The following is a 17,766-nucleotide window of genomic DNA, read 5'->3' on the forward strand; positions in this document are numbered from 1 at the left end:
CTCCTGGGCCTCGGCGACGATGGCCACACAGCTTCTTTATTTCCGGGAACCGCCGCCCCCACCGTGGTGGATCGCTATGTGACCCTCGGTGAAGGCAAGGGTCTGCCCCGGGTAACCCTCACAGCGCCGACCCTCTCGGCGGCGCGGCAGGTGATATTCCTAGTGAGCGGCAGCGGCAAGGTGGAGGCGCTCAGGCGCTTACTCGATCCCCTGGAGGCCCCGGAGCGTACGCCTGCAAAGCTCGTGCACCCCAGCGGCGAAGTGCTGATCCTGGCTGACCGGGCAGCGGCTGCGGGCCTGGAGCCGTGATATCCATTGCCAGCGGGGATGGCTTTAGCGGATGGCATGCCCTCAATGACACGGTGATGGGAGGGCGCAGCCAGGGAAGCTGCCGCATAGGCCCTGGGGGACTTGTGTTTGAGGGCACCGTGATCGAGGCGGGTGGTGGCTTCATCAGCTGCCGATCCCCCCTGTTTTCCCCACCGCTTGATCTTTCTGCCTGCCTCGGCCTGGAGCTGGATCTGGTCGGTGAGGGGCGGCGTTTCAAGCTCGCCGTGGCCTGCGCTGATGGTCTGGCGGGATTGACCAACCTGATCCCAGGAGGCCTGCGTTGGGTGTTTGAGTTTGGTACGGAGGCCATTGGCTCCAGCGTGATCCGGATTCCCTTCGCCGATCTGCGGCCTTCGGTGCGGGCCAAACCCGTGGGTTTGCCGTTGCGCTTCGATCCGAGCCGCATCACCCGGCTGCAAGTGCTGCATTCCCGTTTCGCCGATGATGGGGGGCCGAATACGGGTTTTCGAGCGGGCGAGATCCATCTCGAATTGCATGCAATCCGTGGCTTTGTCTGAGCCCCTTGCCGCCAACCTGCCCCAGCTGGTGGCAGCGGCAGCAGATCTTTGCCGCAAGCCCCTGAGACATGCGGTTCTTCCCCTCTCAGACCAGTCGGCGGAGCATGAATTCATACTGCGCCTGGAGGCCCGCAACCTTGATGGTGTGCGCTGCGCTGAGCAGGATCTTGAGCTGGAGATCTACCCCAGCGGCAAAGACCTGAACCTCACCCTTGCCTGGAGCAACGATCCCGAGCGCCCCCTCCTTTGGCATGGCAGTCACCCGGTGTGGATGGAGGCTGGCACGGGATTGCGCTGTGAGCGGCCCCAGGATGGGGCCCCGCTGGAAAGCCTGGCCCGACGTCTCAGGGCCCAGCTGGCCTTTATGCCTGGTCAGTGACTGCCCCCAGGCTGCTGCTGCTCACCTGACGGGCGTACTTACCCAGCACCCCAGTTTTGTAGCGCGGTTCGGGCTGGACCCAGCTGGAGCGGCGACGGGCCAGCTGGGTATCGTCCACGTTCAGCTGGATCAGTAGCTGATTGGCATCCACGGTGATGCTGTCGCCTTCCTCCACCAGGGCGATGGTGCCGCCCACGGCGGCTTCGGGAGCCACATGGCCCACCACCAGGCCGAAGGAGCCACCGGAGAAGCGTCCATCGGTGATCAGCGCCACCGAATCGAGCAGCCCCTGGCCCACGATTGCAGCGGTGGGGCTGAGCATTTCTCGCATGCCAGGGCCGCCAACCGGACCCTCCTGGCGCACCACCACCACATCACCGGGCTTGATCTGCTTGTCGAGGATGGCGGCAAGGCATGTTTCCTCGCTCTCAAATACCCGAGCCGGGCCAGTGATGACTGGATTTTTGACACCGCTGATCTTGGCCACAGCACCCTCGGTGGCCAGGTTGCCCTTGAGAATCGCCAGGTGGCCCTTGGCATAGAGGGGGTTGCTCAGGGGCCGGATCACGTCCTGGCCGGCTGGAGGCTCAGCCGGCACATCGGCCAGCACCTCCTTGAGGGACTTGCCTTCGATCGTGCGGCAATCCCCGTGCAGCAGACCCGCATCCAGCAACAGCTTCATCACCTGGGGGATACCGCCAGCCTGGTGCAGATCCACGGTCACATAGCGGCCACTTGGTTTGAGGTCGCAGATCACAGGAACCCGCTGGCGGATCGTCTCAAAGTCGTCGATCTTCAGTTCGACTCCGGCCGTGCGTGCCGCCGCCAACAGGTGCAGTACCGAATTGGTGGAGCCGCCCACCGCCATGATCACGGTTATGGCATTTTCGAAGGCCTGGCGGGTCATCAGATCCCGGGGGCAGATCTGCGCTTGGATCGCCTCGGCCAGTACCTCGGCGCTGCGGGCGGCGGAATCGGCCTTCTCCTGATCCTCAGCGGCCATGGTGGAGCTGTAGGGGAGGCTCAGGCCCATCGCCTCAAACGCCGCGCTCATCGTGTTGGCCGTAAACATGCCACCGCAGCTGCCGGCGCCGGGGCAGGCATTTTTCTCGATCGCAGTGAGCTCCTGCTCGTCGATGCGGCCGCCGCTGTACTGGCCTACCGCTTCAAAGGCACTGACTACGGTGAGGTCGCAGGCGCCGAGCTTGCCCGGCTTGATCGTGCCGCCGTACACAAAGATCGACGGGATGTCCATGCGTGCCATGGCAAGCATTGCCCCGGGCATGTTCTTGTCACAGCCGCCGATTGCCAGCAAGCCATCCATGCTTTGGGCGTTGCAGGCGGTTTCGATCGAATCGGCGATCACCTCCCGGCTCACCAGGGAGTACTTCATTCCCTCGGTGCCCATCGAGATGCCATCGCTCACCGTGATCGTGCCGAACATCTGGGGCATGGCCCCGGCGGCATGGGCGGCCGCTTCGGCCCGGTGAGCCAGGTCGTTGAGGCCCAGGTTGCAGGGCGTGATTGTGCTGTAAGCGTTGGCGATGCCGATGATCGGCTTGTTGAAATCGCCATCACCAAAACCCACTGCACGCAGCATGGCCCGGTTGGGAGAGCGCTGGATCCCCTGGGTAATCGCGGCGGAGCGGAGCATGGCAGTGGGTCGGCTTCAGAAAACCTACCGACCGGACCAAACCAGGCCCGCTTTCAACCCCGGGTATTCATGGTTTCCAACTGGCGGCGCACATCCTCGATCGCCTGGTTTAGCTCATGCACCCGGTCATGGAGCTCCCTGTCTGGAGGTGCTTCCAGGGCGGCGGGCGGCCGCGGCGGCTTGGGCCCCTGGCGCATGGGTTGGCGCTTGCCCTGGCGCCGCTGCTCCGCCTCGGCCAGCAACCACCAGCCCAGCCAGGCAGCACCGAGTGCGGCGCCGGCCAGCAGGCTCAGCATCGAACCGCTGGCTCCGGAATTGGTTTTGCCGTTGTGAGCACCCATCAATCTGATCCTGATTAAGGCCAGCCTAGGCAGTAGGGACAGCCATTTCGAGCAGCGGGCCGGCGAAAAGACGCTCGTCCACAGCGCCAATGCCGGGGACAATCTGGCCTGCCCCGTCTAGTTCGGGATCGATGCCAGCGGTGTAAATGGTGAGATCGCCGTGGCGTTCGCCCACCAACTGCAGGCCCGGCCCGGAGGCCAGGGCGGTGACAACCCGCAGCCGATCCCCACTCACCCCAAGCTCGGCCAGGCGATCCAGCACCTGGTTCAGGCTTTCTCCCGTGGCCACGGTTCCGCAGAAAACCAGCACCCCGGAGCGGGGGGGGATTGGCCGTCCCAGGCCCCTGATTCCCTGCTGCTGCAGCCATAGATGCCGCACCTGGGCGCTTGGAATCACCGCTTGGGCCCCCTGCCAGAGCCCTAGGCCTGCGGTGAGCAGGGGAAGGGCCAGCAGGGGCACGTCCCCATCGACGATCTCTGCCTGGGTGGCGGCCAGGGGGGAGTCCACCTGGATGGAACGATGGGGCAGCCAGTCCCTGAGGGCTTCGTAGCTGAGCCAGCGTCCGAGTTCGGTGGTGGCGCTCGCGTACAGCGGCCCAGGGGTGTTGCGGTCCCGGAGCACGGCCAGCCAGTGGCCGATCAGGGGGTGGGGTGGAACCACCACCCGCAGGGCCATGGCCATGGTTGACAGAACTTGAGGTGTCAGCCTAATAGCCCGCCCATGGCCCCCCTTTTGACAGCCCTCGCCACCGTGATGGCCTGGCTGCTGGTGCTGGCGCCTGCCTGGGCCATCACGGCACCTGAGCTGCGCAGCCAAAGATCGCTTCAGGATCTTCAGCCCAACATGCATGGCCGCAACCTGCAGCAAGCTGAATTTCTCAAGGCATCCCTGGCTGGCTTTGATTTCAGTGACAGCGACCTGCGCGGCGCGGTTTTCAACAACAGCGACCTGCGCGGCGCCGATCTGCAGCAGGCAAACCTCGATGACAGCGTCGCCTTCGCCAGCCACTTTGAAGATGCGGATCTGCGCGGAGCGCTGCTGCGCAACGCGATGATGCTTCAGAGCCATTTCAAAGGAGCTTCGATCGAAGGGGCGGATTTCACCGACGCCGTGCTCGATATGCCGGAGAAAAAGGCCCTCTGCCTGCGTGCGGCCGGGACCAATCCAGTCTCCGGAGTGGCCACCCGAGAGAGCCTGGCCTGCCGCTAGGGAGGAAGCCAGATAGCATCGTCATTCCGGTTCCGGTGGGGAACAGCCACCGGAGGTAAGGGGGAAAGTCCGGTGTGAATCCGGCACTGTCCCGCAGCTGTGAAGGCGTGTCCCCGGACCGTCCAGTCAGAACGCCCGCCGGTTTTGTTCTTCCTACGGCGCGGACCGGCTCCATGAAAGTTTCCACGCACCAGCCCTCCGGCCTGAGCGCCCCAGGGCTGCGCAGTCACTCACTTTTCAGGCCTTCCCTTTGGCTGGCAGCAGCCCTGGTGGCCTCGCCGCTGCTGTTCAGCTCGCCTGCCCTGGCCCACCACTTCGCCGATCTGGGCCAGCTGAAGCCCACCTGGAGCAACGGTGTGATCAGCGGGCTGGCCCACCCCCTGCTGGGCCCAGATCACCTGGTTTTCCTGCTGGCACTCTCCCTGGTGGCTCTGCAGCGTCGTTGGAGCTGGGCCCTGGGTTTGCTCCTGGTTGGTTTGCTTGGTGGGGCAGCAGGCCTGGCCTGGCCTGGCCTGCCGGGGGCCGAGGCGCTGGTGGCCTGCACCCTGGTTGTGGAGGCCCTGGTGCTGCTGCGCCGCCTACCCCCGGTGTTGCTGTTGCCTGCAATGGCCCTGCATGGCTACGTGCTGAGTGTGCCGGTGTTCGGCTGGTCAACCATGCCGGTGGCTGCCTATGGGGCCGGACTGCTGCTCAGCCAGGGCAGCCTGCTGCTGGTTGCCCTCTGGTTGCTGCGCCCGCTCGCCAAGCGCCTCTCGCCGGCGAATCTGCGTTGGCTGGCCCTGGCCCTGACCGCCTGCGGAACCACCTGGGCTTTCTCAGCCTGGGCAGCCTGAAATGCAGGCCTTAACAAAACGCCTTCCCGTCACCGTGGTGACTGGCTTTTTGGGCGCTGGCAAAACAACCCTGCTGCGCCACCTGCTCCTCCATGGCGGCCAGCGGCTGGCCGTGTTGGTCAATGAGTTCGGGGAGGTGGGCATCGATGGGGCCCTCCTGCGCAGCTGTGGTTTTTGTCCTGATGAGGAGCTCGATTCCAGGCTGGTGGAACTGGCCAACGGCTGCCTGTGCTGCACGGTTCAAGACGAGTTCCTGCCCACCATGGAACGGCTGCTCGAGCGGGCTGACAGCCTTGACGGCATCGTGGTGGAGACCAGTGGTCTAGCCCTGCCAGAACCACTGATCGCGGCTCTGAATTGGCCCGAGATCCGTACCCGGATCAGGCTCAACGGGGTGGTGGCCGTCGTCGACGGCGAGGCCCTGGCCGCTGGTGCGGTGGTGGCCAACCCGGCCGCCCTGGAGGCCCAGCGCCTCTCCGATCCCAGCCTGGACCACGCCAGTGATATCGATGAACTCTTTGGCGAACAGCTGGAAGCGGCCGATCTGGTCTTGATAAGTAGGGCGGACTGTCTCTCCAAGGACGCCCTTGAGGGGGTGGAACGGCAGCTGGCCCCCCGTCTCCGCCCCGGCGCTGCCGTGGTTCCGATGGGGCGGGGGGAGGTGTCTCCCGAACTGGTTTTGGGCATGGCCAGGGCCAGCAGCCCAGCAGCTGGAGAGGGCCATGACCACACCCACGAGCACGAGCACGAGCACGACCACAGCCACGTTGCAATTGAATCGGTTGCCCTGCAGCTAGGCGGAATATTTGAGCGCCTGGCCCTGGAAGAAAAGTTGCACCACCTGCTGCTCCAGCCTGGACTGATCAGGGTCAAGGGCCTGCTGTGGAGCCCCGGCAAGGCCCGTCCCCTGCAGATCCAGGCCGTGGGCGCCCGCCTGGAGTGTTGGTATGAAGCTGGGGCCCAAGGCTCCCAGGCCGTTCAGACGGGCCGATTACCAGGGCTGGAGTTGGTGTTTCTGGGCTTCCAACTCAATCGCCCAGCCATCGAAGCACTGCTGCTGGAGGGGGTTACACCGCTCTGAGGGGTTAGCCAGCTCAATCGAGGGGAATGTCGCCCTGGGCGCAAACCCCGTTCCAACAGAGGGCCGGGCCGGCAATCCAGCTAGTTTGCACCGGAATCCAGCCCCTACCCCTGGGCAGCTTGCTCAGGGGACCATCTGGCGGATTGTTCATCGTGACGGTGCCGCTGCCGTCGTGGCGAAAGCTAATCCGGCTCCCCGCCACCCGAATTTCCCAGCGTTCACCGGGGCTCTCCACGACCATGGTGCAGGCTTGCCAGGGCCCATCCCCCAGGCGACAGCGCAGGGGCACGGGCTCGGCGGCGAGGGCCGCGGGCAGCCCCAGCCAGCCAAGCGCCAGCCCAATCGCCACGCTCGCCTGCAAACCTGCCTGCACACTTCTCTGCACCAGCAGTCGCTGGCTCGACGCGGCTTTCCTTGCCGCTATTCCACTCGGAAGTTCAAGCTGGGGCACGGCCCTTTAGGGAGGGGCTTCCTCCAAGTTGGCCAGGGGCGGCGAAAGGGGACCATCGAGCTGGCAAGATTTAACAAACCTCCAGCTCTTCTGGTGCCCCTCTTTCGCGCCCGTGTTCAGGTATCCCTCAGGCCATCGGTGCTTGACCCGGCGGGCGAAGCCACCAGGGCTGCGGCTGCCCGCCTTGGGGTTGGCGGGTTGCGCAAATTGCGCATCGGCAAGGCGATTGATCTGGAACTCGAGGCAGACGACCGTGCCACGGCCCAAAGCCAGCTGGAATTGCTCAGCGACCGCCTGTTTGCCAACCCCGTGATTGAGAACTGGTCTCTGGAACTGCTGGAAGATGGCGGGGAGCGGCCCGCATGAGCATCGGGATCGTGGTCTTCCCCGGGTCCAACTGTGACCGGGACGTGCGCTGGGCCCTGGAGGGTTGCCTGGGCCTGCCAACCCGCTTCCTCTGGCATGGGCAGGCAGACCTGGGCGATGTCGACGCCGTGGTGATCCCAGGTGGCTTCAGCTATGGCGACTACTTGCGTTGCGGGGCCATCGCCCGCTTTGCGCCCCTGCTTGCAGCCGTGCGGGAATTCGCCGCCGCTGGCGGGCCCGTGCTGGGAATTTGCAACGGCTTCCAGGTGCTTACGGAAATGGGCCTGCTGCCTGGTGCGCTCACCCGCAACGCCCGCCTCCATTTCATCTGTGATCCTGCACCCCTGCTGGTCCACCCAGGCAATTGCGGTTGGCTTGGGGCCTATGGGGAGGGGGAGCGGATCGTCTTACCGATAGCCCATGGGGAAGGCCGCTACCAGTGTGAGCCAGACCAGCTAGCTGCCCTAGAAGCCAATGGTCAGGTGGTACTGCGCTATGCCAACAACCCAAATGGTTCTGTGGGGGATGTGGCTGGCATCACCAATAGTCAGGGAAATGTGCTGGGATTGATGCCCCACCCTGAGAGGGCAGCAGATCCCAGCACCGGCGGCCTAGATGGGCAGCGCCTGTTGACGAGCCTGAGGGCCTGGGTCAGTTGACGGCGGCAAAAAACTCCTTGCTCTTGATCGGGTCTGGGTTCATCGTCTTTTCCCCGGGGGTCCAGTTGGCGGGGCAGACCTCGTCTGGGTTGCTGCGAATGTGCTGGAAGGCCTGAAGCAGGCGCAGGGTTTCGTCGACGCTGCGGCCCACGGGCAGGTTGTTGATGGTGCTCTGCATGATCACACCATCGGGATCGATGATGAAAAGGCCGCGGAGCGCCACGCCGGCTTCCTCATCGAGTACCTCATAGGCCCGGGCGATGTCCTTCTTGAGATCGGCAAGCAGCGGGTAGGCGATGTCGCCCAAGCCGCCATTTTTGCGGTCGGTCTGGACCCAGGCCAGGTGGCTGAACTGACTGTCTACCGACACCCCAAGCACCTCACAATTGCGGCTGGAGAAATCGCTGTAGCGATCTGAGAAGGCCGTGATCTCGGTGGGGCAGACGAAGGTGAAATCCAGGGGGTAGAAGAACAGCACCACGAATTTGCCGCGGTAGTGAGACAGGGTGATCTCCTTAAACTCCTGATCCACCACGGCAGTGGCGCTGAAGTCGGGTGCCTGGAGGCCAACGAGCCTGGACATGCTGAGTGGGTGGCAAAGGGGGACAACCGGGCTTGTCGAAGACCATTCCTGCCCCGGCAAGGGAGCTTTAGGCAAAGTCGGATCGACTACCAGTTGGTTGCTCAACAATTTATCACAGCTTTCCTGCCCGGCGTCACCATAGGCTAGGTAGATAATTCATTCAGGAAAAGACGGCATGGGCTGGGAGCCGACCGTATTGCGCAAATACAACACCACAGGCCACTTCCGCCTGCTTAGCCAGCTGCGCTCCGAGCTGAAAGCCAACCCCCTGGTCCGTCCCAAGGACGGCCAAAGCATCGGCGAGGTGAATCGCAGCAAGTCGTTGATACGGGCCATTGAAGGGCGCTCCCAGGGCTACGGCAGGTCCCGGCGAGGCGGTTCAGGCCAGCTGCCAGCCCCTGCGCAGCCAGCTCTTGCTACCTCGCAGCAGGAGGGCTCGGATTCGGCCTCCTTGCGCGGCCGACTCAACGGCGTCGAGCTGCGCTGAGCCCAGCTGGGATCCGGAGCCCATAAAAAACCCCGCCAGAGCGGGGCAGCAAACTATGGCTCGGGGGAGACTTGAACTCCCGACCTTGGGGTTATGAATCCCACGCTCTAACCAGCTGAGCTACCGAGCCGCGGTAGATGGATTTTATCAGGCCCTGATGCCGGCTTAGCTCAGGCGCGGGGCGGCAGCATCTGCAGGGGATTGACCGCCCCAGAGCTGGCTGGATGGATTTCGAAGTGGAGGTGGGGTCCGGTGCTGCGGCCGGTGCTGCCCATCTGGGAGATGACAGAACCCTGATCCACTTCCTGGCCCACCTGAACCATCAGGCGGCTGTTGTGGGCGTAGAGGGAACGGCTTCCATCCGCATGGGCCAGGGTGACCAGGTAGCCATAGCCGCCATCGTGCCAACCCGAAAACACAACCCGGCCGGCCTTGGCAGCCACGATTGGCGTGCCGACGTTGTTGGCCACATCGATTCCCTTGTGCATCCGGCCCCACCGCCAGCCGTAGCCTGAACTGAACACCCCCTGGGTGGGCCATATCCAGCCCTGGGCAGAGCTAGGGCCATCAAAGGGCTTAGTAAGCCCTTCGAATCCTGGCAACTCAGGCCAGCTGACGCCGCCACTGGTCGTGGGCTTGAGCCCCAGCACCATCCGGGTGCGACCCGGAGCAGATTGGGCCAGGCGAACCTGGCTGCCCACCACCAGCCGGGCCGTCTCCAGACCCGGGTTGAGCCGTAGCAACTCATGCAGGGTTAGGCCGTAGCGATGGGCAATTTTGGCCAGGGTATCCCCGAAGCGCACCGCCGCCCCCTCCTGGACCGGTGGCAGGGAATGGAGGGGGGGGCTGCGACGCAGGTCACTGGTGTCAATCGAGGCCAAATGCTTGATCTGCCGGGCCTGCTGGCTCGGCAACACCAGCCAGTCACCACGGAGGAAGCTGTGGTCTTCATCGACGTCATTGAGCTTGGCCAGCCGCTCTTCGTCGACTTTCAGGGAGCCTGAGAGCTCCTCGACGCTGATTGACTCGCGCACCTTGACCCAGATTCGATCACTGCTGGGGGCCGGCAGGGCCGCCACCAGCGTGTCGATGGAGCCACCTTGAATTTCGTCAGGAGCCAGTGCCATCACCACCGCAGGCACAGCTGCGGCGCAGGGAATCAGGAATCTCAGACAAAAATTCAAAGGCTTCATCCAGATTTCTCCGTTGGACAGGGCTTGTGGAGAAGCCAGCACCCACAAGTCGGCCAGAAGTTAGCGGACGAAGCTGGGGGGCACAAGGGGACTGGGCCGCAGACCCCTCAGCGAGCAGCCGTGATCCCTGTGTTGGTTGGCGATCCCGGCAACGTCAGCAAATCCTGTTGACGCAGAGCTTCGAACAACACCACCCCCACCGCCACCGAGAGGTTCAGGCTGCGCACGCCTGGCTGGGCCGCCCGGGCGGCTCGGGCCATCGGAATGGCGAGGGTGGCGTCGGCGCCGCTGAGGACGGCGGCGGGCAGGCCGTCGCTTTCGCGGCCGAACAACAGCCAGTCTTCAGGGCTAAAAAGCCAGTCGCAGTAGGACGCGCCCCCGTGACTGCTGAGGGCGATGAGGCGGCCGCCCCTGCTGCTGCGATGGTTCAGGAATGCGTCCCAGTTCCCGTGGCGCACCAGGCTTACCAGGGGCCAATAGTCCAGGCCGGCTCGCTTGAGCTGGCGATCGTCGATCTGGAAGCCCAGGGGCTCCACCAGGTGCAGCTCGGTGTCTGTGGCGGCACAGGTGCGAGCCACGTTGCCTGTGTTGGGTGGGATCTGGGGCTGGTACAAAACTATGCGCGGCATGGATTTGCCCCTGCTGCCCTCAGATCTCTGGAACGGCAAGGCTATGGCTGCGGAGGTCGAGGGCCCGGCCGGCGATCACCAGCCACAGGCCGCTGCACAGGGGCGCCAGTTGCTGTTCCAGGCTGCCAAGCCGATCTCGAAACAGGCCGCCAATGGCCGTTGGCGGCACCACCCCCCAACCGGTCTGCTCACTGACCAGCACGGCCGGTATGGGCAGGGCAAGCAGGCAGTCGTAGAGGTTGGAGCAGCGGTTTTGCCAGTCCATGGCGTCGAGCTCGAGGCCGGCCGCCACCCAGGTACCCAGGGAGTCCACCAGGGCCAGCCCCGGGGGGCTCAGGCTGGCCAGGCCCTCGGGCAGGGCTGCCCCCACCTCCCTGGTGCTCCAGCTCTGCGGGCGGCGTTGGCGATGGGCCAGGACCCGGGCCATCCAGGCAGGGTCTTCAGCTGAGGCGCCAGGTCCGGTGGCCAGGTATGTAACCGCCAGACCGGAGCGGAGGGCCAGATATTCGGCCCAGCGACTTTTGCCACTGCGGGCAGGTCCGAGAACCAGATGGCAGCCCAGCAGGGCCTCAGCCTCCACCATTCATGTTGCGCAGGGTTGCCACCGACGAGGGCGAAACACGGTTGAGGTAGCGGAAAATCCAATACTTGAAGACCGTGGCCAGTACCACCGGAAAGGTGGCAATAAACAGCATGATGAAATTTTCCCGGGCCGGCAGGCCGAGATGGTGTGCGAGCCCGTCGAGCAACACAGTCCAGCCTTCCGGACTGTGAAAGCCCACAAAGATGTCGGTTGCAAGGATGATCGCGAAGGCCTTGGCGCTGTCACTGAGGCCATAAATCAGTTCATCGAGAAAGCCCCTCAGCACCTGGATATCCCGCTGGCCGAAAAGGCAGACCAGCACAAAACCCACCAGGCCGCCCAGGTCAGAGAGCACGTTCTTGATGGCGTGGGTGCTCTGTAGATCTGCCTCCTCCTTCAGTTCATCTGCCTTCAGGGCAAGTTGGGTTTGCAGCTCCTCACGGCTGGGTAGGGGTTTGCCCTTAAGCAGGGCATCAAATTCAATTTCGGCCTGGAAGACGCGCAATTTCTCGACCGCCTGTTCCTCCAGCTTTGGTTTGGGGTAGGTGAGGAAAGCGTTGTCTGGGGCAAATCGATCAACCAGGGGCGAAATCACGTAGGTGCGACTGACCTGCTGCACCAGCACGGGGACCAGAATCAACAGCAGCAGGATGCGCAGCGAGACCAGGGTGGAATCGCGGCGGCGGCGAAAACCTGCCACCACATTGGCTTCCGCGTCCGGGTCCAGCTGGCGCCGGACCTGGTCAACCACGCCGATCAGGCTGCGCGGTAAAACCTCCGGCGAGCGGCTGATCGTGGGCAGGGGGTCTCGCCTATCGCTGTAGCGAGCGACCACCGACTGGATCAACTGAAGTTGGCGAACTTCCTGACCGGCGATTTCCCCCCGGTGGGATTCCAGGCTGGCCAGGGTCTGGCGGCAGACCTCCAGGGCTGCCCGAAATCGCCGTAGCAACTGGGCCTGGGAGGCCCGGGGGATGCGCAGGTCGAGCTCGGGCCTGACCGGGCGATCGTTGTAGTGCTCCAGTTCGATGCTCTGAATCAACAGGGCAGCTTCGTAACCCCGCTCCAGATCGTTGCTGAGGTCTAGGGCCTGGGCGCGCCCGAAGCTTCCCATCCAATCGGTGAGTGCCATCGGTTCAGCGCGAGAAAACCCACCAGGTGAGCATCGGCACCAGGGTTCCTACCACCAGTAGGACAACTATCCAGGTGTAGGCGTTGCTGGAGGCGGTTTCCTCCTTGGTTGGGATATTGGTGGGTTGGCTTACAACCTCTGTCAGGACCGGCTCACCCGGGTCCAGGCCAGCCTCAAGCACGCTGAGCAGGCGATTCATCGCATCGAGACTGCCCTGGCGGTAACGCCCGCCTTCCCGGATCGGCAGGGTCATGGTGGTGCGGCCAGTGCTGCGCAGCAGGTTCGGATCCAGTTGGCCGCCGAGTTCAGGCGAGGCGGCCACCGTGGCGCTGTTGGTCTGGCTGTCGATCAAGAACAACAGCTGGTTCGGTGCATCTGCCGCCTGCTGCCACCGCTCGACGAGCTGGGCTCCGAGCTGGGGGAGGCTGAGGCCGTAATCCAGCCGACTCACCGTGACCAGGTGGGCATCGACCCGGTCTGGGCTGAATCGTTCCAGGGTTTTGCCGAGTTCAGCGACGGCTGACCGGCTGAGCACCCCAGCCGAATCGAGGACCCTCTCCTGGGGCGGAGCAGCGGGAAGGTCGCTGGCTGAAACGGCCAGGGCCGGTGTGGCGAACAACAGGCTGAGCAGGCTGCCGGTCAGGGCAGCAAGCAGACCCAGCAGGGGGAGCCAACGGCTCGGTTGCGAAGAATGCAGCAACGGAAGAGGCAACGCTTCACCCTAGTTTGCCCCTAGCTGGCCCTGTTGTCGCCTCCTGCTGTGTGGACATGACCGCCTCCATCCCCGCGCGGATCTGTCTTTGCTCAGGTGGGCTGGCTCTGGCATTGGTGGTGCTCAACCAGACCACCGCCGCCTCGCTTGATCCGGCCCTGGAGAGGGCAGCCGTTCTCGCCAGCATGCTGGCCGTGGGTTTGATGCTGGTGGGGGTGGTGTGGACCCGGGCGGTCCCTGAGGCGGCGGCCCGGGTGGAGCTCCAGGGCAGCCAGGGGTTGGAGCTGGCCGCTGGACTTCCCGCCGAGCTGGCCGAGGAGCTGGGCTGGGGTAGCCAGATGCTGCTCACCGCCAGCGCCGCAGCGGTGGTTGTCGTGTTCTGGCAGGGACGTTGTCTGCTGCGTCGGGGCCTGCTGGCAGAAACCGCATTTGTGCCCGGAGCGACCTGTGAGCTTGCCCAAAGCAGGGGCAGGGTCGTCTCCCTAGTGGATCTGCGGCTCTATCCGGGGCGTTCCGAATTTGAGCGCCTGAGCCCCGGTTTACCGGCCGTGGTGGTCCAACCTTTTGGCTCCCAGGGTCTGGTGGTGCTCGGGGGCTGGTCGCCGCGCTGCTTCAGTCGCAGCGACCTCAGCTGGCTCGAGGGCTGGACCCGCCGCCTTACGGGGCGAATGGAGGGGGTTTTGCCGATCGACGGGGCCCCGCTTCAGACCGGGGTGGCACCTTCACCTGACTCAGCACCCGATTTCCCGGATTGCTGAATTCGGCTCGTCCCTCCTTGCTCAGCAGACCCGTGAGCCGCTCGGCTCGGGTGATCTGGTTGAGGCTCTGGCGGCGCAACACCACGCCCCCATCGGCGGCAACCTCGTTGGTCTGCCAGTTCCAGCTGCACCTGTTTGCCTTCAGGGAGTCTCCGGGCTGCTGGATCCGGCAGGCCTGGGGAATCAGCACGGTGTGGCTGCGTCCCAACACCTCAAAGCCCTGGCCGCTCAAGCGGGACTGGTCGAGTTGGGCGGTGAAGGGGTGGGGACTGCTGATGCGCTCAAGGGCCATTTCAATGCGGGTGTCGCTGGCATCGAGGCGGGCCTTGCGGCTCGGGTCGAGCAGTTGCACGGGGGCAGCCAGATCAATCACCCGCGTAAGGGAATTGCCGCTGAGGCGTGGTGCAGTGAGGGTCTGTACGACGTTGGCCGGGAGGCGCCGCTCCCCCCGAACCGGGCCCATGCCTTCCAACTGGCCAGTGCGGGCATACCAGTCGACAGCCTTCAGGGCCAGTTTCAACTGGTCGCTGCCGCTGCGTTCCAGCAGGGGTTTGCCGCGCAGTTCCAATTTTTCCTGTTGCAACAACACCAGGGCTCGCCTTGAGCTGAGGCGCAGATCCCCCTGGCTGGCCTGGGGGCTGTGATCAATCACCATGCGCTCCTGGCGCGGGTACCAGCGCAGCCTCTGGGCTGTGATCAGCAGGGGTTTGGGCCCCAGCTTGACCAACCTGGTCAGGCCTTCGAGCTGCACCACTTCGCCGTCATTGATCACCGTGCCACTGGTTGCCTTGAGGCGATAGGCGGGCTGGCCCTTGGCATAGATCGTGCCGCTGAGATCGCGGGCCTGGGCCACCCTGCGGCCGAGGTCATAACGGGCTTCCGGACTGCTCAACTCCCAGAGGGGCAGTCCATCGGTGCCCTTCTGACGCAGGTTTAGGGAGCGAAACACAAATGGCTGGGGAGGCTCTTCCTTAGCGTCCTGCGGTCGACAGCCGAGCAACAGCAGGGGCAGGGCCGCACTGCCCATGGCAAGGAGCAGAAGGGGCCTGGCCCATGGGGCTGAACCAGGCTTGCCAGCTGAACGCTCCATCACAGGGGTGAATCCAGCTCGAGCCGCCGCATCACAGGCTCGGGCTCGGGCAGGGCCAGACCAGGCTGGAGAACCCCCCATTGCTGGGCCGCAAGCCAGGGGGACTGGCCCTGGGGCTGGTCAGAGGGCTGGTCAGAGGGAGAGCCAGCCTCCTTTGGACGATCGCTGTTGAAGGGCTGCTGGCCGAGTTGCGCCAACATGCGACTGGAGAGATCGGGCACGATCGGGGCCAGCAACACCGCCAGCCAACGGCTGGCTTCCAGCACCGCGTAGAGGTCTGATCCCACCTGGTCCCGCTGGTCGTCGTGCTTCATCCGCTGCCAGGGGGCCTGGTCGTTGAGATAGCCGTTGGCGGATATGGCTAGCTGCAGGCTGGCTTCCGCCGCCCCACGAAAATCGAGCGCTGCAAGTGCTTCGTTGACTTTGCTTGCCGTCTCAAGGGCGACAAGGGCCAGGGGATGGCTTGCTGCAGCTGCCCCGCCGGCGGGGGGCACCGCATCGGCAAACCAGCGCCGTGCCATCGATGAGGTGCGGTTGAGCAGGTTGCCGATCGTGTTGGCGAGATCGTTGTTGACCAGGTCGACGAAGCGCTGCTGCTGGAAATCGCCATCGTCGCCGAAGGCAATGTCCCGCAGCAGATACCAGCGCACCGCATCCCGGCCACACCGCTCCAGCAACACCTCCGGATCGAGCACGTTGCCAAGCGACTTGCCCATTTTCTGGCCTTCCCGGGTGAGGAAGCCGTGGCCAAAAACCCGCTCCGGCAGAGGCAGTCCTGCCGAAAGCAACATGGCGGGCCAGTACACAGCGTGAAATCGCAAGATGTCCTTGCCGATGACGTGCAGCTGGGCGGGCCAACCCCGCTCGAGTACCTGCTCCAGCAGGGCGGGTTTGTCTGGATCAAGCAGGGCGGTGAGATAGCCCAACAGGGCATCAAACCACACATAAAAAGTGTGGCCCGGGTGGCCGGGCACCGGGATCCCCCAGGGGAGGTCCAGCCTGGAGATCGAGAAATCGCGCAGCCCCTGGCTAACAAAATTTTCCACCTCCTTCTGGCGAGTGGCCGGCAGGATGAAACCCGGCCTCTGGATCATGGCCTCTACCTCGGCCTGATAGCGGGAGAGCCGGAAGAAGAGATTGACCTCGTCGCGCCATTCCAGGGGTTTGCGATGAATGCTGCATTCCGGGTCCTGGCTGCCCGGGGCGTCGTCCTTGAACTCCTCACAGGCGACGCAATACCAGCCCTGCTGGCGCCCCTCCACCACATCGCCATTTGCCTCCACCCGGGCAAAGAATTGCCGCACCAACTGCTGATGCTGGGGGCTGGTGGTGCGGATGAAGCTGTCGTGACTGATCTGCCAGCGGCTCCAGAGATCGCGGTAACCGGCGCTGATGGCATCGCAGTGGGCCTGGGGACTGAGCCCGGAGGCTTCAGCGGTGCGCTGGATCTTCTGGCCGTGCTCATCGCAGCCCGTGATGAACACAACCTGCTCCCCTCTCAAGCGCTGAAAGCGAGCGATCGCATCGCACGCCAACGTGGTGTACGCGCTGCCTAAGTGGGCGCGATCGTTGACGTAATAAAGGGGGGTAGTGAGGGTGAAAGCCATGCCCCCCACCCTGCCACGCTGGGCTGCACTGAGCCCTTGCCCAGCAGCCATGGCGATCGCCCACGAGCAGGTTGATGTGGTGGTTTGGGGCGGGGGAACGGGCGGCGTGGCTGCAGCCCTGCAGGCCGCCCGGGGGGGGGCAGACACCCTGCTGCTCACCCCCGGAGCCTGGCTCGGCGGCATGGTGAGCGCCGCCGGGGTCTGCTGCCCCGATGGCAACGAGCTCAGCCCCTGGCAGACCGGGCTCTGGGGAGCCTTGCTGCGGGAGTTGCAGCGGCGGGAGCCGGGCGGGCTGGATCACAACTGGGTGAGTTGCTTCGGCTACCGGCCCGCCACGGCCGAGGCGGTGCTGCGTGACTGGTGCCGGGCCGAACCCAGGCTGCGCTGGTGGCCATCGACCACCCTGGCGGCGATCCGGCGGCGGGGCGCCCGAATCGAGTCCCTGGAGCTCTGCCGCGGCGAGCGCACCATCAGGCTGGATCTGCAACTGCTGATCGACGGCAGCGATCGCGGCGACACTTTTGCGCTGGCGGACGTGCCCTTTCGCTTTGGCTGGGAAGCGCAAGAACAGTGGGGGGAACCCAGTGCCCCCAGCCGTCAGCGGCTCGAGACGGAGCCGTTTTTCCGCCAGCAGCCGGTGCAGTCGCCCACCTGGGTGGTGATGGGCCAGCTGGCCGCTGACAGACCACCAGGGCCCGATAGCGCCGGGCCCCATCCGCCCCTGCCAGCCCCATTCACCGATGCCGCCGCCACCTTCGGCCTCGAGCGCACGATTACCTACGGGCGTCTGCCGGGTGGTTTAGTGATGCTGAATTGGCCGCTGCACGGCAATGACTGGCATGAAGGGGTCGGCGAGCTGTTTGGTCCCGATCCGCAGCGTCGACAGGCGGTGTACGGGGCAATGCGGGCCCATAGCCAGGCTTTTGCAGCGGCGCTGCATGCGGCCAGCGGCGGTTGGCTGCGGGCGGCAGCCTGCTTCCCCAGCCATGGCGCCAAAGATGGCCAGCTCAGCGGTGCGGAGGCCCTAGCCCTGATGCCCTACTGGCGAGAGGGCCGTCGCCTGGTGGGTCGGGAGTTGGTGCGCGAACAGGACCTGCTGCCCCAGGCTGCCGGTGCGTCGATTGCCCCCCCCAGCAGGGACGATGACGGCCAGCTCAGTGCAATCGCCGT

The 17,766-nt window shown here is 64.8% G+C and carries 23 protein-coding genes, 1 tRNA gene and 1 riboswitch; of the genes, 11 read left to right on the top strand and 13 right to left on the bottom strand.

Features of this window, described 5'->3' with window-relative positions:
- From KBZ07_RS05500 to KBZ07_RS05510, 3 genes are all read left to right on the top strand, one after another.
- Positions 1-309, top strand: a 309-nt coding sequence (locus tag KBZ07_RS05500) for a 6-phosphogluconolactonase (RefSeq protein ID WP_254930668.1), incomplete at its 5' end; no start/stop codon positions are given.
- A complete protein-coding gene (locus tag KBZ07_RS05505; protein ID WP_254930669.1) occupies positions 306-848 on the top strand; it encodes a CIA30 family protein in 543 nt (180 codons plus the stop codon). The genes KBZ07_RS05500 and KBZ07_RS05505, both read left to right, overlap by 4 nt.
- Complete coding sequence (locus KBZ07_RS05510; protein ID WP_396123934.1) at positions 841-1,227, top strand: hypothetical protein; 387 nt, start codon at positions 841-843, stop codon at positions 1,225-1,227. Before KBZ07_RS05505 ends, KBZ07_RS05510 begins: the two co-directional genes overlap by 8 nt.
- Here the strand turns inward: KBZ07_RS05510 and ilvD are convergent.
- The 3 genes from ilvD to upp are packed head-to-tail and all read right to left on the bottom strand — an operon-like array spanning position 1,211 to position 3,904.
- On the bottom strand, positions 1,211-2,881 hold the full coding sequence (ilvD, locus tag KBZ07_RS05515) for a dihydroxy-acid dehydratase (protein ID WP_254930671.1): 1,671 nt from the start codon (positions 2,879-2,881) through the stop codon (positions 1,211-1,213). The genes KBZ07_RS05510 and ilvD overlap by 17 nt on opposite strands.
- 53 nt (positions 2,882-2,934) lie before the next feature.
- A complete protein-coding gene (locus KBZ07_RS05520; protein ID WP_254930672.1) occupies positions 2,935-3,222 on the bottom strand; it encodes a hypothetical protein in 288 nt (95 codons plus the stop codon).
- Positions 3,223-3,247: 25 nt separating this feature from the next.
- On the bottom strand, positions 3,248-3,904 hold the full coding sequence (gene upp / locus KBZ07_RS05525) for a uracil phosphoribosyltransferase (RefSeq protein ID WP_254930673.1): 657 nt from the start codon (positions 3,902-3,904) through the stop codon (positions 3,248-3,250).
- Between the two features lie 39 nt (positions 3,905-3,943).
- On the opposite strand from upp, the gene KBZ07_RS05530 reads away from it, so the two are divergent.
- The 3 genes from KBZ07_RS05530 (at position 3,944) to cobW (ending at position 6,346) form a co-directional block, all read left to right on the top strand.
- A complete protein-coding gene (locus tag KBZ07_RS05530) occupies positions 3,944-4,432 on the top strand; it encodes a pentapeptide repeat-containing protein (RefSeq protein WP_197148804.1) in 489 nt (162 codons plus the stop codon).
- Positions 4,433-4,442: 10 nt separating this feature from the next.
- Positions 4,443-4,590: riboswitch (cobalamin riboswitch) on the top strand.
- A gap of 15 nt (positions 4,591-4,605) precedes the next feature.
- Positions 4,606-5,265: a HupE/UreJ family protein gene (locus tag KBZ07_RS05535; protein WP_254930674.1), complete on the top strand. Its 660-nt coding sequence runs from the start codon at positions 4,606-4,608 to the stop codon at positions 5,263-5,265.
- A gap of 1 nt (position 5,266) precedes the next feature.
- Positions 5,267-6,346 (top strand): cobalamin biosynthesis protein CobW, encoded by a 1,080-nt coding sequence (gene cobW, locus KBZ07_RS05540; protein ID WP_254930675.1) that lies wholly within the window; start codon positions 5,267-5,269, stop codon positions 6,344-6,346.
- A gap of 13 nt (positions 6,347-6,359) precedes the next feature.
- On the opposite strand, the gene KBZ07_RS05545 is transcribed toward cobW, so the two are convergent.
- A complete protein-coding gene (locus tag KBZ07_RS05545; protein WP_254930676.1) occupies positions 6,360-6,731 on the bottom strand; it encodes a hypothetical protein in 372 nt (123 codons plus the stop codon).
- Positions 6,732-6,890: 159 nt separating this feature from the next.
- Here KBZ07_RS05545 and purS point away from each other — a divergent pair, with 159 nt between their 5' ends.
- Positions 6,891-7,163 carry a phosphoribosylformylglycinamidine synthase subunit PurS gene (gene purS, locus KBZ07_RS05550; protein ID WP_254930677.1) on the top strand — a complete coding sequence of 91 codons (273 nt, stop codon included), beginning with the start codon at positions 6,891-6,893 and terminating at the stop codon, positions 7,161-7,163.
- Positions 7,160-7,822, top strand: coding sequence for a phosphoribosylformylglycinamidine synthase subunit PurQ (purQ, locus tag KBZ07_RS05555; RefSeq protein ID WP_254930678.1), 663 nt, complete (start codon positions 7,160-7,162; stop codon positions 7,820-7,822). The genes purS and purQ overlap by 4 nt, the downstream gene beginning before the upstream one ends.
- On the opposite strand, the gene KBZ07_RS05560 is transcribed toward purQ, so the two are convergent.
- Positions 7,815-8,405 carry a peroxiredoxin gene (locus KBZ07_RS05560; protein WP_197148815.1) on the bottom strand — a complete coding sequence of 197 codons (591 nt, stop codon included), beginning with the start codon at positions 8,403-8,405 and terminating at the stop codon, positions 7,815-7,817. The genes purQ and KBZ07_RS05560 overlap by 8 nt on opposite strands.
- A 175-nt stretch (positions 8,406-8,580) precedes the next feature.
- Here KBZ07_RS05560 and KBZ07_RS05565 point away from each other — a divergent pair, with 175 nt between their 5' ends.
- Positions 8,581-8,892, top strand: a complete 312-nt coding sequence (locus tag KBZ07_RS05565; RefSeq protein ID WP_254930679.1) for a hypothetical protein — start codon at positions 8,581-8,583, stop codon at positions 8,890-8,892.
- Positions 8,893-8,948: 56 nt separating this feature from the next.
- Here KBZ07_RS05565 and KBZ07_RS05570 read toward each other — a convergent pair.
- The 6 genes from KBZ07_RS05570 to psb32 all read right to left on the bottom strand — a co-directional run bounded on the left by KBZ07_RS05570 (position 8,949) and on the right by psb32 (position 13,129).
- A tRNA-Met gene (locus tag KBZ07_RS05570) sits at positions 8,949-9,022 on the bottom strand.
- A gap of 40 nt (positions 9,023-9,062) precedes the next feature.
- The gene (locus KBZ07_RS05575; protein ID WP_254930680.1) at positions 9,063-10,019 is read right to left on the bottom strand and encodes a M23 family metallopeptidase; all 957 of its coding nucleotides are present in this window, start codon (positions 10,017-10,019) and stop codon (positions 9,063-9,065) included.
- A gap of 173 nt (positions 10,020-10,192) precedes the next feature.
- Positions 10,193-10,714, bottom strand: coding sequence for a tRNA (cytidine(34)-2'-O)-methyltransferase (locus KBZ07_RS05580; RefSeq protein WP_254930681.1), 522 nt, complete (start codon positions 10,712-10,714; stop codon positions 10,193-10,195).
- 19 nt (positions 10,715-10,733) lie between these two features.
- Positions 10,734-11,297: a bifunctional adenosylcobinamide kinase/adenosylcobinamide-phosphate guanylyltransferase gene (gene cobU / locus KBZ07_RS05585; protein ID WP_254930682.1), complete on the bottom strand. Its 564-nt coding sequence runs from the start codon at positions 11,295-11,297 to the stop codon at positions 10,734-10,736.
- On the bottom strand, positions 11,284-12,429 hold the full coding sequence (gene pxcA, locus KBZ07_RS05590) for a proton extrusion protein PcxA (RefSeq protein WP_254930683.1): 1,146 nt from the start codon (positions 12,427-12,429) through the stop codon (positions 11,284-11,286). Before pxcA ends, cobU begins: the two co-directional genes overlap by 14 nt.
- Before the next feature lie 4 nt (positions 12,430-12,433).
- The gene (gene psb32, locus KBZ07_RS05595) at positions 12,434-13,129 is read right to left on the bottom strand and encodes a photosystem II repair protein Psb32 (RefSeq protein ID WP_254930684.1); all 696 of its coding nucleotides are present in this window, start codon (positions 13,127-13,129) and stop codon (positions 12,434-12,436) included.
- A gap of 68 nt (positions 13,130-13,197) precedes the next feature.
- On the opposite strand from psb32, the gene KBZ07_RS05600 reads away from it, so the two are divergent.
- Positions 13,198-13,899: a cofactor assembly of complex C subunit B gene (locus KBZ07_RS05600; RefSeq protein ID WP_254930685.1), complete on the top strand. Its 702-nt coding sequence runs from the start codon at positions 13,198-13,200 to the stop codon at positions 13,897-13,899.
- Here the strand turns inward: KBZ07_RS05600 and lptC are convergent.
- Together lptC and KBZ07_RS05610 are read right to left on the bottom strand one after the other, a co-directional pair.
- Complete coding sequence (lptC, locus tag KBZ07_RS05605) at positions 13,799-14,926, bottom strand: LPS export ABC transporter periplasmic protein LptC (protein ID WP_254930686.1); 1,128 nt, start codon at positions 14,924-14,926, stop codon at positions 13,799-13,801. The two genes, KBZ07_RS05600 and lptC, sit on opposite strands and share 101 nt — an antisense overlap.
- A gap of 62 nt (positions 14,927-14,988) precedes the next feature.
- Positions 14,989-16,596, bottom strand: coding sequence for a methionine--tRNA ligase (locus KBZ07_RS05610; protein WP_254930687.1), 1,608 nt, complete (start codon positions 16,594-16,596; stop codon positions 14,989-14,991).
- Positions 16,597-16,645: 49 nt separating this feature from the next.
- On the opposite strand from KBZ07_RS05610, the gene KBZ07_RS05615 reads away from it, so the two are divergent.
- The coding region (locus KBZ07_RS05615) for an FAD-dependent oxidoreductase (RefSeq protein ID WP_254930688.1) at positions 16,646-17,766 on the top strand (1,121 nt) is incomplete at its 3' end.

The organism is Cyanobium sp. BA20m-14, from assembly GCF_024346295.1.

Bases quoted from the DNA above. Each gene is read 5' to 3' on its own strand.
- pxcA (WP_254930683.1), bottom strand. From the start codon at position 12,429: ATGGCACTCACCGATTGGATGGGAAGCTTCGGGCGCGCCCAGGCCCTA.
- KBZ07_RS05560 (WP_197148815.1), bottom strand. From the start codon at position 8,405: ATGTCCAGGCTCGTTGGCCTCCAGGCACCCGACTTCAGCGCCACTGCC.
- upp (WP_254930673.1), bottom strand. From the start codon at position 3,904: ATGGCCATGGCCCTGCGGGTGGTGGTTCCACCCCACCCCCTGATCGGC.
- KBZ07_RS05575 (WP_254930680.1), bottom strand. From the start codon at position 10,019: ATGGCACTGGCTCCTGACGAAATTCAAGGTGGCTCCATCGACACGCTG.
- lptC (WP_254930686.1), bottom strand. From the start codon at position 14,926: ATGGGCAGTGCGGCCCTGCCCCTGCTGTTGCTCGGCTGTCGACCGCAG.
- KBZ07_RS05580 (WP_254930681.1), bottom strand. From the start codon at position 10,714: ATGCCGCGCATAGTTTTGTACCAGCCCCAGATCCCACCCAACACAGGC.
- ilvD (WP_254930671.1), bottom strand. From the start codon at position 2,881: ATGCTCCGCTCCGCCGCGATTACCCAGGGGATCCAGCGCTCTCCCAAC.
- KBZ07_RS05530 (WP_197148804.1), top strand. From the start codon at position 3,944: ATGGCCCCCCTTTTGACAGCCCTCGCCACCGTGATGGCCTGGCTGCTG.
- cobW (WP_254930675.1), top strand. From the start codon at position 5,267: ATGCAGGCCTTAACAAAACGCCTTCCCGTCACCGTGGTGACTGGCTTT.
- KBZ07_RS05520 (WP_254930672.1), bottom strand. From the start codon at position 3,222: ATGGGTGCTCACAACGGCAAAACCAATTCCGGAGCCAGCGGTTCGATG.
- KBZ07_RS05600 (WP_254930685.1), top strand. From the start codon at position 13,198: ATGACCGCCTCCATCCCCGCGCGGATCTGTCTTTGCTCAGGTGGGCTG.
- KBZ07_RS05610 (WP_254930687.1), bottom strand. From the start codon at position 16,596: ATGGCTTTCACCCTCACTACCCCCCTTTATTACGTCAACGATCGCGCC.
- KBZ07_RS05535 (WP_254930674.1), top strand. From the start codon at position 4,606: ATGAAAGTTTCCACGCACCAGCCCTCCGGCCTGAGCGCCCCAGGGCTG.
- purQ (WP_254930678.1), top strand. From the start codon at position 7,160: ATGAGCATCGGGATCGTGGTCTTCCCCGGGTCCAACTGTGACCGGGAC.
- cobU (WP_254930682.1), bottom strand. From the start codon at position 11,297: ATGGTGGAGGCTGAGGCCCTGCTGGGCTGCCATCTGGTTCTCGGACCT.
- KBZ07_RS05565 (WP_254930679.1), top strand. From the start codon at position 8,581: ATGGGCTGGGAGCCGACCGTATTGCGCAAATACAACACCACAGGCCAC.